At 63.7% G+C, this 14,851-nt stretch carries 15 protein-coding genes; 6 read left to right on the top strand and 9 right to left on the bottom strand.

The features are described from left to right. Window positions 1–150: 150 nt before the first annotated feature. Together CBW50_RS04360 and CBW50_RS04355 are read left to right on the top strand one after the other, a co-directional pair. A complete protein-coding gene (locus tag CBW50_RS04360) occupies window positions 151–618 on the top strand; it encodes a GNAT family N-acetyltransferase (RefSeq protein ID WP_086144378.1) in 468 nt (155 codons plus the stop codon). Then, entirely contained in the window at window positions 615–1,286 is a 672-nt protein-coding gene (locus CBW50_RS04355; RefSeq protein WP_086144377.1) for a diphthine--ammonia ligase, read from the top strand. Before CBW50_RS04360 ends, CBW50_RS04355 begins: the two co-directional genes overlap by 4 nt. A 73-nt stretch (window positions 1,287–1,359) precedes the next feature. Here the strand turns inward: CBW50_RS04355 and CBW50_RS04350 are convergent, their stop codons facing one another. Further along, on the bottom strand, window positions 1,360–1,821 hold the full coding sequence (locus CBW50_RS04350) for an FKBP-type peptidyl-prolyl cis-trans isomerase (protein WP_086144376.1): 462 nt from the start codon (window positions 1,819–1,821) through the stop codon (window positions 1,360–1,362). A 167-nt stretch (window positions 1,822–1,988) separates the two neighbouring features. Continuing rightward, window positions 1,989–3,866 carry a potassium transporter Kup gene (locus CBW50_RS04345; RefSeq protein ID WP_086144375.1) on the bottom strand — a complete coding sequence of 626 codons (1,878 nt, stop codon included), beginning with the start codon at window positions 3,864–3,866 and terminating at the stop codon, window positions 1,989–1,991. A gap of 238 nt (window positions 3,867–4,104) precedes the next feature. Here CBW50_RS04345 and rarD point away from each other — a divergent pair, with 238 nt between their 5' ends. Both rarD and ettA read left to right on the top strand, forming a co-directional pair. Continuing rightward, on the top strand, window positions 4,105–4,989 hold the full coding sequence (rarD, locus tag CBW50_RS04340; RefSeq protein ID WP_086144374.1) for an EamA family transporter RarD: 885 nt from the start codon (window positions 4,105–4,107) through the stop codon (window positions 4,987–4,989). A gap of 97 nt (window positions 4,990–5,086) precedes the next feature. After that, complete coding sequence (ettA, locus tag CBW50_RS04335) at window positions 5,087–6,754, top strand: energy-dependent translational throttle protein EttA (protein ID WP_086144373.1); 1,668 nt, start codon at window positions 5,087–5,089, stop codon at window positions 6,752–6,754. 185 nt (window positions 6,755–6,939) lie between these two features. Here the strand turns inward: ettA and CBW50_RS04330 are convergent, their stop codons facing one another. Beyond that, window positions 6,940–7,521: a porin family protein gene (locus CBW50_RS04330; protein WP_086144372.1), complete on the bottom strand. Its 582-nt coding sequence runs from the start codon at window positions 7,519–7,521 to the stop codon at window positions 6,940–6,942. A 224-nt stretch (window positions 7,522–7,745) separates the two neighbouring features. Between CBW50_RS04330 and CBW50_RS04325 the strand changes: the two genes are divergently transcribed. Next, window positions 7,746–8,327, top strand: a complete 582-nt coding sequence (locus CBW50_RS04325; protein WP_086144371.1) for a molybdopterin-dependent oxidoreductase — start codon at window positions 7,746–7,748, stop codon at window positions 8,325–8,327. A gap of 129 nt (window positions 8,328–8,456) precedes the next feature. Here the strand turns inward: CBW50_RS04325 and CBW50_RS04320 are convergent, their stop codons facing one another. Continuing rightward, a complete protein-coding gene (locus tag CBW50_RS04320) occupies window positions 8,457–8,819 on the bottom strand; it encodes a hypothetical protein (RefSeq protein WP_086144370.1) in 363 nt (120 codons plus the stop codon). 249 nt (window positions 8,820–9,068) lie between these two features. Between CBW50_RS04320 and CBW50_RS04315 the strand changes: the two genes are divergently transcribed. Beyond that, window positions 9,069–10,571: a sensor domain-containing diguanylate cyclase gene (locus CBW50_RS04315; protein ID WP_226936142.1), complete on the top strand. Its 1,503-nt coding sequence runs from the start codon at window positions 9,069–9,071 to the stop codon at window positions 10,569–10,571. A gap of 5 nt (window positions 10,572–10,576) precedes the next feature. Here CBW50_RS04315 and CBW50_RS04310 read toward each other — a convergent pair whose 3' ends face one another. The 5 genes from CBW50_RS04310 to CBW50_RS04290 are packed head-to-tail and all read right to left on the bottom strand — an operon-like array spanning window position 10,577 to window position 14,830. Further along, entirely contained in the window at window positions 10,577–11,404 is an 828-nt protein-coding gene (locus tag CBW50_RS04310; RefSeq protein ID WP_086144368.1) for a Rossmann-like and DUF2520 domain-containing protein, read from the bottom strand. Window positions 11,405–11,413: 9 nt separating this feature from the next. Then, window positions 11,414–12,001, bottom strand: coding sequence for a DUF924 family protein (locus CBW50_RS04305; protein ID WP_086144367.1), 588 nt, complete (start codon window positions 11,999–12,001; stop codon window positions 11,414–11,416). Between the two features lie 15 nt (window positions 12,002–12,016). After that, window positions 12,017–12,757, bottom strand: coding sequence for an MgtC/SapB family protein (locus CBW50_RS04300; RefSeq protein WP_086144366.1), 741 nt, complete (start codon window positions 12,755–12,757; stop codon window positions 12,017–12,019). A gap of 1 nt (window position 12,758) precedes the next feature. Continuing rightward, on the bottom strand, window positions 12,759–13,007 hold the full coding sequence (locus CBW50_RS04295) for a hypothetical protein (protein WP_086144365.1): 249 nt from the start codon (window positions 13,005–13,007) through the stop codon (window positions 12,759–12,761). Further along, on the bottom strand, window positions 13,007–14,830 hold the full coding sequence (locus tag CBW50_RS04290; RefSeq protein WP_086144364.1) for an aminopeptidase P family protein: 1,824 nt from the start codon (window positions 14,828–14,830) through the stop codon (window positions 13,007–13,009). Before CBW50_RS04290 ends, CBW50_RS04295 begins: the two co-directional genes overlap by 1 nt. Between the last annotated feature and the right edge of the window lie 21 nt (window positions 14,831–14,851).

Genomic DNA, 14,851 nt, shown 5'->3' with positions numbered 1-14,851 from the left:
TTCGGTAGCAGCGGCAAAACCACTATTTTTCTTGTACGCCAGCGACAACTGGTCCGCCAAGGCCGGCGCCGAAGCGCAATTGCGCGCCTTGCTCAACGCTGGCGCCCTGGAGCCGGTAAAATCACGGCCACTCTCAATCAAGGATGACCCATGATCAGCTGGCAATGGAACACGTTCGACGAACTCGGCCCCCACGATTTGTACCAGGTGCTGGCCTTGCGCCAGCGCGTGTTCGTCATCGAACAGCAGTGCATTTATCCGGATCTCGATGGCCATGACCAGCAGGCCATGCATCTGCTGGGCTGGCAGACGGTCGACGGCCAGCGCCGCCTGGCCGCCTACCTGCGCGTGCTGGCGCCCGGCGCCAAGTATGTGGAAATGTCGCTGGGCCGCGTGCTGACGGCGCCCGAGGCGCGCAGCACGGGCGCCGGCAGGCAGTTGTTGCTTGAGGGCATCGCGCGGGCGGAACGCCAGCATCCGGGCCACGCCATCCGCATCGGCGCGCAGCACTACCTGGAGCGCTTCTACCAGTCGTTCGGCTTTGTCACCGTCAGCGCACCGTATGACGAAGACGGCATACAGCACGTCGACATGCTGCGCGCGGAGAAACCGGCATGACGACGGCGCTGATTTCCTGGAGCGGCGGCAAGGACTCCTGCCTGGCGCTGTGGCGCGCGCGCAACGCCGGCCTGGCCGTGCCGCTGCTGATCACGGCCATGGATGAAGATGGCCGCAAGTCGCGCTCGCACGGCGTGCCGCCCGAGCTGCTCGAGGCGCAAGCGGCCAGCCTGGGCGCGCGCCTGCAGCGCTATCACGCCAGCTGGGCCAGCTATGAAGAACGGTTCATCGCCATGCTGCGCGCGGCGAAGGACGAGGGCATAGACCACGCCATCTTCGGCGACATCGACCTGCAGCCGCACCGCGACTGGGAAGAAAAGGTCTGCGCGGTCGCCGGCCTGACGGCGCACCTGCCGCTGTGGGGCGAAGAACGGCGCGCGCTGGTCGATGAATTCCTCGCCGCCGGCTTCAAGGCCATCGTCGTCTGCATCAATGGCCGGCACCTGCCGCGGGAATTTTGCGGGCGCGAATTCGACGCCGCCTTTTTGGCCGACCTGCCGCCCGGCGTCGACGCCTGCGGCGAGAACGGCGAATTCCACACCTTTGTCTATGACGGCCCCGCCTTCAGCGCCCCGGTGGCGCTGCGCCGCACGCAAGTGCTGCAATATGACGCGCCGGCCGATCTGGGCGGCGCCACATATTACTTCCAGGAACTGGCGCCCGCCTGACGCAAACGGGCGCCACAAAGCAAAAAGGGCGATTCCGTGGAATCGCCCCTGGTATTGGCTGCCTTGCGCCTGCTTACTTTTTCGTCACGCCGATCAGCTTGACTTCAAACAGCAAGCCCGCATAGCCGGGAATCACCGGCGGCTTGCCCACCTTGCCATAACCGAGGTCATATGGAATGGACAGGATGCGCGTGCCGCCCACCTTCATGCCGACCAGGCCGCGGTCCCAGCCCAGGATCACCTGGCCGATACCCAGGACGAATGGGAAACCTGCGCCTGGCAGGGTCGCATCGAATTTTGCGCCCTTGTTCTCCGGCTTGCTTGCGTCATACAGCCAGCCCGTGTAGACCACGTCCAGGGTATCGCCCGCCGCCGCGGCCGTGCCGGTGCCGACCACCACGTCGGGGAAGGTGAATTCCTTCACTTGCGTATTCGGGTCGAGCACGACCGGCTTTTCCGTGTTGGCGGCGGCGCCGCAGGCGGTCAGGACCACGGCACAGGCAATGGTGGCGATCATTTGAAATACCGATTTCATGGTTTCCCTTTAAATATTGAGTGTGGCTCGACCCGTACGGTGCGGACCGGTGCGAGCAGCAGTTTAACAGGTGTCGCCAGCCGCATTTGTAAGCAGACGTAAGCACGGCGGAAGATTATGCACCAATACAACGTTGACACAATAACCATTCCACCGCGCCGTCGCGCCTAGATTTCCACCTGCGTGCCCAGTTCGATCACCCGGTTGCTCGGGATCTGGTAGTAGTCGGCCGCCGTGCGCGCATTGCGCGACATGGTGACGAACAGGTGTTCGCGCCACGGCATCATGCCGGCGCCCGGCGTCGAAATGATGGTCTGGCGGGCGATGAAGAACGACGTTTCCATCATCTCGAAGTCGAGTCCCTGCTCGGCGCAGCGCGCCAGCGCAGCCGGAATGTCGGGTTCATCCTTGAAGCCGTAGTGCACGTTCACCTGGAAGCACTGGTGGCCCAGGTCCACCACGCGCACCTGCTCGGACGGCGCCACCCATGGTTCTTCATGCATGAAGACCGTGAGGAAGATCACGCGCTCGTGCAGCACTTTGTTGTGCAGCAAGTTATGCAGCAGCGCATGCGGCACGCCATCCGTCTCGCCGCGCAGGAAGATGGCCGTGCCGGGCACGCGCAGCGGCGGCGCGATGAACAGCGACGAGAGGAAATCGTCGAGCGGGATCGCATGCTTTTCCAGGTTCTGGAACACCAGCTGGCGGCCCCGCTTCCAGGTCAGCATGACGATGAACAGGATGGCGCCCAGCAGCAGCGGGAACCAGCCGCCGTGGAACAGTTTCAGGGCGCTGGCCGAGAACAGGCTGACGTCGATGACCAGGAAGAAACCGGTGGCGGCCCAGCACAGCAGCAAATTCATCTTCCAGCGGTAGCGGATGACGAAGAAGGTCAGGATGGTGGTGGCCAGCATGGTGGCCGTGACGGCGATGCCGTAGGCGGCGGCCAGCTTCTCCGACGAACCGAAACCGACGACGGCCAGCAGCACCACGGCCAGCTGCAGCCAGTTGACGGCGGGGATATAGATCTGGCCGATTTCGCTTTCCGACGTGTGGCGCACGCGCATGCGGGGCAAAAAGCCCAGCGCGATGGCTTGCTTGGTCATCGAGAAGGTGCCGGAAATGGTGGCCTGCGAAGCGATCACGGTGGCCATGGTCGACAGGATCACCAGCGGGTACACGCTCCAGGCGCCCAGCTGCTGGTAGAACGGATTCGAAATGGCTTCCGGGTGCGCCAGCAGCAGGCCGCCCTGGCCCAGGTAATTCAATGCCAGCGCGGGGAAGGCGATCAGGAACCAGGCCATGCGGATCGGCTTCTTGCCGAAGTGACCCATGTCCGCGTACAGCGCCTCGGCGCCGGTCAGCGCCAGCACCACGGCGCCCAGCGACAGGAAGGCGATGCGGCCATTGTCGAGCAGGAAGGCCACCGCATGCAGCGGGTTGACGGCGGCCAGGATGGCCGGCGACTTGACGATGTTGACCACGCCCATGCAAGCGAGCGCGACAAACCAGATCAGCATGATAGGGGCGAAGAAACGGCCGATGCCGGCCGTGCCGTGCGACTGCACCGAGTACAGGGCCACCAGCACGGCGATCGTCAGCCATACCACGTAGGGACTGAAGGCGGGCGTGGCCACTTCCAGGCCCTCGATGGCCGACAGCACGGAAATGGCCGGGGTGATCACGCTGTCGCCATAGAACAGGGTGGCGCCAAACACGCCGATCACCATCAGCGGCACGTGCCAGCGCGACGACTTGCTGACGGACGACAGCACCAGCGCCATCAAGGCCATGATGCCGCCCTCGCCGCGGTTGTCGGCGCGCAACACCAGGGTCACGTACTTGAGCGAGACGATCAGGGTCAGGCCCCAGAAGATCAGCGAAACGATACCCAGCAGATTGTTATGCGTGACGGCCAGGCCATGGGTCGGGTCAAAAACCGTTTTCAGCGTGTACAGCGGACTGGTGCCGATATCGCCGTAGACGATGCCGACGGCAGCCAGTGTCAAGCCGACCAGGCTGCTTTTTTTGTGTTCCGACGTCAAGATTGCACCCGTTTCTGTTTTGTTGCATCGCACAATATGATAGGTATTAGCAAATAGCAAGAGTATTTTTGCATGGTTCCGCAGCTGCCCCAAGGTCATTGTTTTATGCCGCCGCGCCGGCTTGCGCGGGCGTGCGGATGTTGATTTGCTGCCATTCTACGCCTCGCCAGCGGCGCCGGGCAGCCCCGTGTGTTTTCAGCGATAATGACAGACTGTCTACTCTGAAGCGAACGCCATCATGAATCCAGGCATGTTGTACGCCTCCCTCGCCTTCCTGTGCTGGGGCCTGTTTCCCCTGTATTTCCATGCCATCGACGATATTGCCCCCCAGGAAATCCTGGCCAACCGCATGGTCTGGTCGCTGTTGTTCCTCGGCATCGTGCTGACCGTGCGCCGCCAGTGGGGCTGGCTGGGCGCCCTGCGCGGCCAGCCGAAGGTGGTGGCCAGCTTCATCGCCAGCGCGTTTTTGCTGTCCGCCAACTGGTTCATCTATATCTGGGCCGTCAACAATGGCCATGTGGTCGACGCCAGCCTCGGCTACTTTATTACGCCCTTGATCAACGTCATGCTGGGCTTTTTGCTGCTGCACGAGCGCCTGCGCCGCCTGCAGTGGCTGGCCATCGGCCTGGCCGCCTGCGGCGTGGCCTGGCTCACCTGGCAGGCGGGGCAGGTGCCGTGGATCGCCCTGCTGCTGGCGGCCACCTTCGGCGGTTACGGCTTGCTGCGCAAGACGGCCGCGCTGGGCGCGCTGGAAGGCCTGTCGTTTGAAACCCTGATCCTGTTCCCGCTGGCGCTGGCTTATATGCTGTGGCTGGCCTGGCATGGGCAAAGCGGCTTCGTCAACACGGAGTCGGGCGCCACGCGCGCCCTGCTGCTCGCGTCCGGCCCCATCACGGCGATTCCCCTGCTGCTGTTCGCGGCCGGCGCGCGGCGCCTGCCGTTGGCCGTGCTGGGCTTGCTGCAATATATCGCCCCCACGGGCCAGCTCCTGATCGGCGTGTGGGTCTTCCACGAATCGTTCACCCACGAGCGCATGCTGGGCTTCCTCGTCATCTGGACGGCGCTGGCCCTGTATGCGGCCGAAGGCCTGTGGACGGCGCGTAAAGTGCGCGCCGCCGCCTGAGCCTGCCCCAGGCGTCCGTTTCCGCAGCGCACAGCGCTGGCCGGAAGCGGGCGTTTACCGTATCCTGTCCGTCTTTGTATATCACCCGAGATTTCTAATGGCAAATTACGTCTACACCATGAATCGCGTGGGCAAAATCGTCCCGCCCAAGCGCCAGATTCTGAAAGATATTTCCCTGTCCTTCTTCCCAGGCGCGAAGATCGGCGTGCTGGGCCTGAACGGCTCCGGCAAATCGACCCTGCTGAAAATCATGGCCGGCATCGACACCGACATCCAGGGCGAAGCCGTGCCGATGCCGGGCCTGAACATCGGCTACCTGCCGCAGGAACCGCAGCTGGATCCGGAAAAAACCGTGCGCCAGGAAGTCGAGTCGGGCCTGGGCGAAGTGTTTGAAGCGCAAGCCAAGCTGGAAGCCGTGTACGCCGCGTATGCCGAGGAAGACGCCGATTTCGACGCCCTGGCCACGGAACAGGCGCGCCTGGAAGCGATCATCTCGACCTCCGACGGCGGCAATCTGAATTTGCAGCTGGAAATGGCCGCCGACGCCCTGCGCCTGCCGCCCTGGGACGCCAAGATCGGCGTGCTGTCCGGCGGTGAAAAGCGCCGCGTGGCGCTGTGCAAGCTGCTGCTGTCGAAACCGGACATGCTGCTGCTCGACGAGCCGACCAACCATCTGGATGCGGAATCGGTCGACTGGCTGGAACAATTCCTGCTGCGCTTCCCCGGCACCGTGGTGGCCATCACCCATGACCGCTACTTCCTCGACAACGCGGCAGAGTGGATCCTGGAGCTGGACCGCGGCCACGGCATCCCATGGAAGGGCAATTACTCGACCTGGCTGGACCAGAAGCAAGCGCGCCTGAAGCAGGAAGAAGCGACGGAATCGGCGCGCCAGAAGGCGCTGCAGAAGGAACTGGAGTGGTCGCGCCAGAACCCGAAAGCGCGCCAGGCCAAGTCGAAAGCCCGTCTGGCCCGTTTCAACGAGCTGTCCGAGCATGAATACCAGAAGCGCAACGAGACGCAGGAGATCTTCATTCCCGTGGCCGAACGCCTGGGCAATGAAGTCATCGAATTCAAGAACGTGTCGAAAGCCTTCGGCGACCGTTTGCTGATCGACAACCTGAGCTTTACCGTGCCGCCAGGCGCCATCGTCGGCATCATCGGCCCCAACGGCGCCGGTAAATCGACCCTGTTCAAGATGATTACCGGCAAGGAAACGCCGGACAGCGGCGAAGTGGCCATCGGCCAGACGGCGCGCGTGTCCATCGTCGACCAGAACCGCGATTCCCTGGCCGACAACAAGTCCGTCTTTGAAGACGTGTCCGGCGGCGCCGACATGCTGACGGTGGGCCGTTTCGAAATGCCGTCGCGCGCCTACCTGGGCCGCTTCAACTTCAAGGGTTCGGACCAGCAGAAGCAGGTGGGCAACCTGTCCGGCGGTGAACGCGGTCGTTTGCACCTGGCAAAAACGCTGTTGATGGGCGGCAACGTCCTGCTGCTCGATGAACCGTCGAACGATCTGGACGTGGAAACCTTGCGCGCGCTGGAAGACGCCCTGCTGGAATTTGCCGGCAGCGTCATGGTCATTTCGCATGACCGCTGGTTCCTCGACCGTATCGCCACGCACATCCTCGCCTTCGAAGGCAACTCGCAAGTGACCTTCTTTGACGGCAACTACCAGGAATACGAAGCCGACAAGAAGAAACGCCTGGGTGAAGAAGGCGCGAAACCAAAACGTATCCGCTACAAGCCTTTGACGACGTAATTTACGTACGACAATACAAAAAGGCAGTTACCTCGCGGTAACTGCCTTTTTTTTCAGCATATTTCAAGCATTGAAAACCGTCGCGAGCGGCAACGCATGTGGCCGGGAAACGGAACCGTGCTATAGCACGGGGCCGCCGAGGCAGTGAGCATCGGCGGCCGCAAAGCGTGCCGCGCAGTAGGTTTTTAGAAGTTGTAGCGTGCGCCCAGTGCCAGGCCGGTGGCCTTGTGGCCCTGGTCGGCGCTCTTGCCGAAGTGTTCCACTTCCGCCGTCAGCGAGACTTTCTCGTTGATCGCGTACTGGGCACCGACGGAGGCATACACGCCCGTCTTGTTCTCGCCCGTCACGCCGCTCGACAGGCCCGTGCCGCTCAGGCTATTGTTGACCTTGGCCACGCCCAGCTTGCCGAACACGCCCACCTTGTCGCTCACGGGCATGGTGGCCTTGCCGGCCAGGTAATAGCCGTGCGAGTCGCTTTTCACGGCACCGTTGCCGGCGCCCGTGACATAGCTGTAATCCTTGCTGCCGAAATCGGCGTAGCCGCCCTCGACCGCCCAAGTCTTGTCGAAGTCATAACCGGCAAACACCTTGCCGCCGGCCTTGTAGCCGCTGTGGTTATCGGCGCTGGTGGCGCCAGGAATGTCGAAGTTATAACGGTTGCCGGTAATGCCGGCGCCGACGTAAGCGCCTTCAGCGTGCGCGACGCCCATGCCGGTGAATGCGGTAGCAGTGGCGATCATTGCAAACAGGATTTTCTTCTTCATCATGTTCTCTCTTTCAATTGGTTGACGTGCCAGGATTCGCAGTTCAGCGAAGTGCGATGCGTACACAATAACAGTCGAAAAAAGCTACGTCTTTCTCCATTCCGTAAGAACTGTGACAAGATGTAAGTGGGAATTTCAAACTGACAATAAATGAAAGATGCGCACCGTTGCGCGAACTTAATATAGACTTAAGAGAAAATCGAATTTCAGACGAACAGGAGAGATGCATGCACAAACGCCAGTTTCTCGCCGCCGCCATGACGGCTGCCACCGTGCCGGCCATGGCCCGCGCGGCGCCGCCAGCGCTGCGCGGGCCGGCCCTGCTGACCGTCACGGGCAGCGTAGCCAAGCCGAACCGGGGTCCCTTCGACGCCGTGCGCGACCAGATGATGCACAAGCAAAAGATCAGCTTTGAACGGGCGCGGGCGTTCGACTTCACGGCGCTGACAGCCTTGCCGGCGCACACCATCCGCCCCACCCTGGAATATGACGGCAAGGCGCATGCCTTGCGCGGACCGCTGCTGCTCGACGTGCTGATGGTGGCGGGCGCGCCGCAGGATGATGCCGTGCGCCTGCTGCTGCGCGGCGTGGACGGCTATGCGGCGGCGCTGACCGTGGCGCAGGCGCGCGCCCAACGCTTCATCGTCGCCACCCACCTCGATGGACAGGCAATGGCGCTGGGCGGCCTGGGTCCCCTATGGGCGATCCACGATGCGGACCGCATCGCGGCCGTGGCGGCGCTGCCCCTGGCCGAACGTTTCGCCAGCTGCCCGTGGGCGCTGTATCACATCGGCGTGGAGGCGGGTTGAGCTGTCTTGCAACGCCAGACAAAACCGTAGCGAGCGGCAGTGATTTGTGGCCGAGAAGCGCAGACGTGCTTGAGCATGGTGAGCATCGCCGGCCGCAAAGCGCGACGCGCAGCAGGTTTTGCCAGGCGTTTAGGCGTAGGCTTCCGCCATCGACATAACCCGTGGCGCGATGGTAATGCCGTACTCCTCGAACAGGGCCGTAATGGCCGCCAGGTTCTGCGTGCACTCTTCGGTTTTCCAGCCCTTGAAGATATCGGTGCCGTCTTTCTGGAAATGCAGGTCCAGCACCTTGCCCATATCCTTGTGCAGATAGGGCGAACTGTAGGTGTTCTCGAAGCCAAGCGTCCTCAACTGCCCCAACAGGGCATGCGGCGGATTGTCGGGATCGGTGGCGAGGAAAACGCCGAAGGTCTTGCCGGGCGGCTTGGCCGCGATATCGACTTCATAGATCCCGGGCGCCTTGCTGACAGACGTACTCTTTAAAAATAACATGAAACACTCCCTGCGCGTGATGTCCTGCGCCTGAAAGCGGCAACATGACAGGGGCAATGCGCGATGATTCCCTTCGCCAAATCTTATTGCTAATTGGCATCTTTGTCGACAAATCGGCAATTATATTTGGTAAATCGTGGTTATCTTGTCGTGTCAGACAGCGCATATTGCCAGGAAAGCTAGTTATCATTGCGCCAATACTCGGCCTGCTGCATACTTTTGGCTTGCGTAAAGATCGCCCTGCCCCGTATGCCTGGGCCCGCATCCGCACGTCCCGGCCAGCCTATCCTCGTCCCCATGCGTCTTCTGTCGATCAAGTACCGCCTGCTCATACTCCTGACCCTGATCCTCGGGGCGGGCTTCATGGCCACCAGCCTCGCCAGCTATCTGGCCTCGCGCCAGGCCATCGAACATGGCATCGCCGACCAGACCCTGCCTTTGACGGGCGACAATATCTATTCCGAAATCCAGAAGGACATGCTGCGCCCCGTCTTCATCTCTTCGCTGATGGCGCATGACACCTTCGTGCGCGACTGGATACTCGCCGGCGAAAGCAACCCGGCGCAGATCGTGCGCTACCTGGCCGAAGTGAAGAAGAAATACGGCGCCATCACCAGCTTTCTCGTCTCGGACAAGAGCAGCAAATATTATTACGCGGAAGGCACCTTGAAATCCGTCAGCCCGGAGGCGACGCGCGATATCTGGTACTACCGCGTGCGCGCCATGCAAAACAGCGACTATGAAACCAATGTCGACATCGACATGGCCAACCGCGACAGCATGACCATCTTCATCAACCACCGCGTCTACGATTATGACGGCCAGTTCATCGGCGCCACGGGCATCGGCCTGACCCTCGACACCATGAGCCACATCATCGACCGCTACCAGGCGCGCTTTCACCGCAACATTTATTTTGTCGACGGCGCCGGTGCCCTGGTGCTGGCTGGCAAGACCATGCGCGATGGTCACGCCAACATCCGCAAATTGCCCGGCGTAAACACCATTGCCGACCAGATCATCAATCACCGGAGCGAGCCGACGCACCTGTCCTACCAGCAGGACCGCGCGCAAATCCTCGTCAACTCGCGCTACATTCCCGAACTGGGCTGGTACCTGGTGGTCGAGCAGAACGTCAGCGACGAGGTCAGATCGCTGCAGGGCGTGTTCATCCTGAACCTGGCCATCAGCTTTGGCGTCACCCTGCTGGTGCTCGTGCTGACCCTGCTGACGGTAAACCGCTACCAGCGCCGCATCGAGCGCATCGCCTCGACGGATGCGCTGACGGGCTTGATGAACCGCAAATCGCTGGAATTATTGTTCCAGCGCGCCATGTTATTGTCCAAACGCAATGCACAGCCCATGTCGGCCATCCTTTTCGACATCGACTTCTTCAAGCGCGTCAACGATACCCACGGCCATCTGTGGGGCGACAAGGTCATTTGCGGCGTGGCGGACGTGGCGCGCGCCACCGTGCGCGAAAGCGACGTCATCACGCGCTGGGGCGGCGAGGAATACCTGGTACTGCTGAATAACTGCAGCCTGGCGCAAGCCGTGGAAGTGGCGGAAAACCTGCGCGCCGCCGTCGAACGCCACGACTTCGGCTTGCCCGAGCCGCAACTGCCCGTGACGATCAGCCTGGGCGTGGCCGAATACCGGCCGGAGGAAAGCGAATCGGCCTTCTTCTCGCGCGCCGACAGCGCCCTGTATCAGGCGAAACAAGGCGGGCGCAATGGCGTCCACGCCAGCTGACTGATTTATTGCCCGCGCTTGCGCCTGGCCAGGTCCTGCGTGGGCGCCACCAGGGCCCGGTACAGCTCGCCCGTGGCGGCATCCCAGGCTTGCACGGCCTGCAGCTGGCGTTGCACGGTGGCATCGTCACCGCGTGCAATGGGGCCGGACAGCGCTGGCGCCGCGCCCAGGCGGAACACGTTCGCCACCGCTTCCGTCACCAGAGGCTGCGCCAGTTCGCGCGCCACCGGCTCGGGGATGCCGGCCGCCTGGTAGGCGCGCAGGGCGGCATCGAGCACCGTTACCAGGTAATTGCTGGCAAAGACGGCGGCGGCGTGATACAGGGTCTTGGCGGCCGGATCGATGGGCACGGGACGCGCGCCGATGGCATTCAAGGCCGGCGTGAGGAAGGCCAGCGCCAGCGGATCGCCTTCGACGCCGCAAAACGTGCCGTCAAAGGTGGCGGCCACCTGCTGCGGATCGGCAAAGCTGCGGATCGGGTGCGCGCTGGCCACCGATGCACCGGCCTGCGTGGCCGCCAGCAGCACGTTCGAGGCCAGCGCGCCGCTGCAGTGGAACACGATGGCGCCTGCCTGGCGTCCCTCGGCCACCAGCGCCGCGCAGGCCGGGCCGATCTGGTCGTCCGCCACGGCCAGCATGGTGACGTCGGCGCGCCGCAAGGCCGCATAGCCGGCGACGGGGCTGCCTGCGCCCATGAAATCGACGGCCGCCTGCGCCGTCGCCATCGAGCGCGTCAGCACATCCTGCACGGCGATGCCGTCCACGCCGGCGAACAGGCGGCCCAGCACCTTGCCCACGTGGCCGGCGCCGATGATATTCAATGTCACGTTCATGATGATGTTCTAAAAACTCGATCCCGGCTGGCGCAGGAATTCCACCTCTTCCGGGGTGGAGGGGCGGCCGAGGATGGCGTTGCGGTGCGGGAAGCGGCCGAAGCGGGCGATCACTTCCTGGTGCCGCTGCGCATAATCAAGCATGCTCTCGAAACCCGGCTGCGCCTGCGACAGCAGCTGGAACAGCTCGACGGCGCGTGCCTGCATGGCCAGGTCTTCCGCATGTTCGAACGGTAAATACACGAAGGCGCGCAGCATCGGCGGCAGTTGCCGGTCGAGTCCCTGCTGCGTCAAGGCAACGGCCAGCGCCAGCGCCCCGACGTCGCCGGCAAAGGCGCGCGGCGTGCCGCGGTACACATTGCGCGTGAACTGATCGAGCACGATGAGACGCGCCAGCGCGCCGTGCGGCGTCGCATCCCATTCACCCAAGCCGCCGGCTATGGCGGCGTCGATCAGCGCGCCGAAACGCGCGCGTATCTGCGCGTCGAAGGCGTCATCCTTGCGGAACCATTCCACGCGCGACTGGCCATAGCCAGGGTGTTCCGGCGGCAAAAACCAGAAATCGAGTACGTCTTGGGCCTGTGCATCCATGTTCATCCTGTTGGCATCCGGTTAATTGCGGGCATGCGACAGCTGGAAGCCGGCGATGCCGTCGAAGGCGGCCAGTTCGGCCGACATGGCCGACAGGCTGGCGCCCGTGTTCTTGCCGTGCGCGATGGCGACAAAACGCCATTCCTGCATGCCGTCGGTGCTGCCGATGGTCAGCGAGCCGCCCGCGATGTCATAGCCGCGCTTGGCGGCCATGCGCCGCAACGCATCTTCGCGGGGCACGAAATCGCGTTTGAAACGCATGGTGATGGCCACCGCGTGGCGCGACGGCAGCCAGTTTTCCAATTTTGACAGAAAAATCATCGCCATCGCGCACAGGAAGGCCAGGCCCATGGCCGACAGGTAAAAGCCGATGCCGACCATGATGCCGATCACGGACGAGGCCCAGATCGAGGCGGCCGTCGTCAGGCCGCTGATATTGAAGCCCTCGCGCATGATGACGCCGGCGCCGAGAAAGCCCACGCCCGTGACGATGCCCTGGATGACGCGCGTGGGGTCGCTGCCGACGATGGCGCCATGGCCGCCGTACCAGAACTCGGGATAGCCGCCCAGCACCGTCAACGCGGCCGAGGCCATGCAGACCAGGCTGTAGGTGCGCATGCCGGCCGCGCGCCCGTGATACGAGCGCTCATAGCCCACCAGCAAGCCCAGCAACAGCGCACCCAGCAAATTCAGCAGGATCACGCCATTCGTCGCCAGCTCGGCCGGCGACCAGTAGGCGCGCAGGAAGTCGATGGTCGGCATGCTAGGGCTTTTTCGTCAGCTGCTTTTCAAACGCCACATCGAGCTTGCTGACGCGGCGCGCCTTTTGCGGCCCCAGGCCATTGACGAAGGCGACAAAGGCGTCCAGTTCCAGCGGCGGGCACAAAGGCGGCAAGCCGGGGCCTTCCGTGAGGAAGAACAGTTCATCGCCCGTGCGCGCCATCGTGTACAGGCGGTGGCCGCTGCGTTCCTTGAGCCGCTCGATGGCGGACGTGGCGCGGGTCGAGCGCATCAGATGGCTCCCGTGCGCTGTTCCAGCCACGCCAGCGCAGGCGCATCGGCCGGCGCCGCCAGGTGCGGCGCCAGGCGCGCGCGCACGGTGGCGTGGTAGTCGTTGAGCCAGGCCGCCTCGTCGTCGCGCAACAGCGAGCGCTCGACGCAGCGCGTGTCGATCGGGCACAGGGTCAAGGTTTCGAAGCGCAGGAATTCGCCGAATGGCGTCGTCCCCGCCGGCACGTTCAGCACCAGGTTCTCGATGCGGATGCCCCACTGGCCAGGGCGATAAATGCCCGGTTCGATGGAGGTGATCATGCCTATCTCCATGGCCGTCTGCGGCTCCGGCATGGCGGACTGCGAAATCGATTGCGGCCCTTCGTGGACGTTCAGGAAAAAGCCCACGCCATGGCCCGTGCCGTGGCCAAAGTCGATGCCCTCGGCCCACAGGGGCGCGCGGGCGATGGAGTCAAGCATGGGCGACTTCACGCCGCGCGGGAACTGCGCGCGCGACAGCGCAATCATGCTGCGCAAGACGAGGGTGAAATCGCGCCGGTGTTCTGCCGTGATCGTGCCGACGGGAACCACGCGCGTGATGTCCGTGGTGCCGCCCCAGTACTGGCCGCCCGAGTCGATCAGCAGCAAGCCGTCGCCTTCGATGGTGGCGGCCGAATCCGCATGCGCGTGGTAATGCATGATGGCGCCATGCGCATTGAAGCCGGCGATGGTGCCGAAACTGGGGCTGACGAAACCGGCGCGGCGCGCGCGGGCGGCCGTCAGGTGCTCATCGACGCCGATTTCCGTCAACGGCGCGCGCTGCGGGTCGGCCAGGGTGCGATCCAACCAGCTGAAAAATTCGCACAGGGCGGCGCCGTCCTGCTCCATGGCCGCGCGCACATGCGCCGCTTCGCTGTCCGTCTTGCGCGACTTGGCCAGTGTGGTGGGGTTGATGGACTCCACCACGCGCACGCCGTCGGCCACGGCCTGGCGCGTGCCGAAGGTGATGCGGCGCGGGTCCAGCAGCAGGGTGGCGCCGGCCGGCAGGGCGGCCAGCGCGGCGGCCGCGCGGTCATACGCGGCCACGTCCACGCCTTCGCTCTCCAGCGTGGCGCGCAGGGCGGCGGGCAGCTTGCCGTCGGCGACGAACAGGGTGGCGCGCTCGGGGCCCACCAGCGCATGGGCGAGGAAGACCGGGTTGTAGTTCACGTCGGCGCCGCGCAGGTTGAACAAATACGCGATATCGTCGAGGGTGGAAATGACGTGGTGGCTGGCGCCGTGCGCCGCCATGCTGGCACGCAGGGCCGCCAGTTTTTCATTACGCGACAGGGCCGGATAGGCGGGTACATGTTCAAAGACGGGCGCGGCAGGCATGGCCGGGCGCTGCGGCCACACGGCTTGCAGCACATCGGTATCCGTGCGCAGGGTCACTTGCGCGCCCAGCGCCTGCTGCAGCAGGCGCGCATTGGCCAGACCCAGCACGGCGCCGTCGACGGCCACCGTCTGCCCCGGCTGCATGGTCTCTCCCAGCCAGTCGATATACAGCACGCTGGCGCCGGACGGGATTTTCTTCAGGACGATGCCGCTGCCGGCCAGTTCGTCTTCAGCCTGTTCCCAGTAACGGCCATCGGTCCACACGCCGGCAAAATCCTGCGTCACGACCAGGGTGCCGACCGACCCCGTAAAGCCCGACAGCCACTCGCGGCCCTGCCAGCGGGCCGGCAGGTACTCGGACAAATGCGGGTCGGCCGAGGGCACGATGCAGGCGTCGATATGCTGCGCGCGCATGGCGCCGCGCAGCTGCGATAAACGGGAAGCGGGAGTGGATTGGTCTGGTGTCTGCATGGGAGCGAAAATGGAGCGGTG

The sequence above is a fragment of the Janthinobacterium sp. GW458P genome (genome assembly GCF_002127585.1).
GTDB lineage: Bacteria > Pseudomonadota > Gammaproteobacteria > Burkholderiales > Burkholderiaceae_D > Janthinobacterium.
Note: the sequence above shows the minus strand (reverse complement) of the source record. Positions and strands in the feature narration are given on the sequence as shown.

Coding starts and splice junctions, on each gene's coding strand:
- rarD (WP_086144374.1), top strand. CDS start 4,105: ATGAATCCAGGCATGTTGTACGCCTCCCTCGCCTTCCTGTGCTGGGGC.
- CBW50_RS04360 (WP_086144378.1), top strand. CDS start 151: ATGATCAGCTGGCAATGGAACACGTTCGACGAACTCGGCCCCCACGAT.
- ettA (WP_086144373.1), top strand. CDS start 5,087: ATGGCAAATTACGTCTACACCATGAATCGCGTGGGCAAAATCGTCCCG.
- CBW50_RS04330 (WP_086144372.1), bottom strand. CDS start 7,521: ATGATGAAGAAGAAAATCCTGTTTGCAATGATCGCCACTGCTACCGCA.
- CBW50_RS04320 (WP_086144370.1), bottom strand. CDS start 8,819: ATGTTATTTTTAAAGAGTACGTCTGTCAGCAAGGCGCCCGGGATCTAT.
- CBW50_RS04305 (WP_086144367.1), bottom strand. CDS start 12,001: ATGAACATGGATGCACAGGCCCAAGACGTACTCGATTTCTGGTTTTTG.
- CBW50_RS04355 (WP_086144377.1), top strand. CDS start 615: ATGACGACGGCGCTGATTTCCTGGAGCGGCGGCAAGGACTCCTGCCTG.
- CBW50_RS04300 (WP_086144366.1), bottom strand. CDS start 12,757: ATGCCGACCATCGACTTCCTGCGCGCCTACTGGTCGCCGGCCGAGCTG.
- CBW50_RS04315 (WP_226936142.1), top strand. CDS start 9,069: ATGCCTGGGCCCGCATCCGCACGTCCCGGCCAGCCTATCCTCGTCCCC.
- CBW50_RS04290 (WP_086144364.1), bottom strand. CDS start 14,830: ATGCAGACACCAGACCAATCCACTCCCGCTTCCCGTTTATCGCAGCTG.
- CBW50_RS04350 (WP_086144376.1), bottom strand. CDS start 1,821: ATGAAATCGGTATTTCAAATGATCGCCACCATTGCCTGTGCCGTGGTC.
- CBW50_RS04295 (WP_086144365.1), bottom strand. CDS start 13,007: ATGCGCTCGACCCGCGCCACGTCCGCCATCGAGCGGCTCAAGGAACGC.
- CBW50_RS04325 (WP_086144371.1), top strand. CDS start 7,746: ATGCACAAACGCCAGTTTCTCGCCGCCGCCATGACGGCTGCCACCGTG.
- CBW50_RS04310 (WP_086144368.1), bottom strand. CDS start 11,404: ATGAACGTGACATTGAATATCATCGGCGCCGGCCACGTGGGCAAGGTG.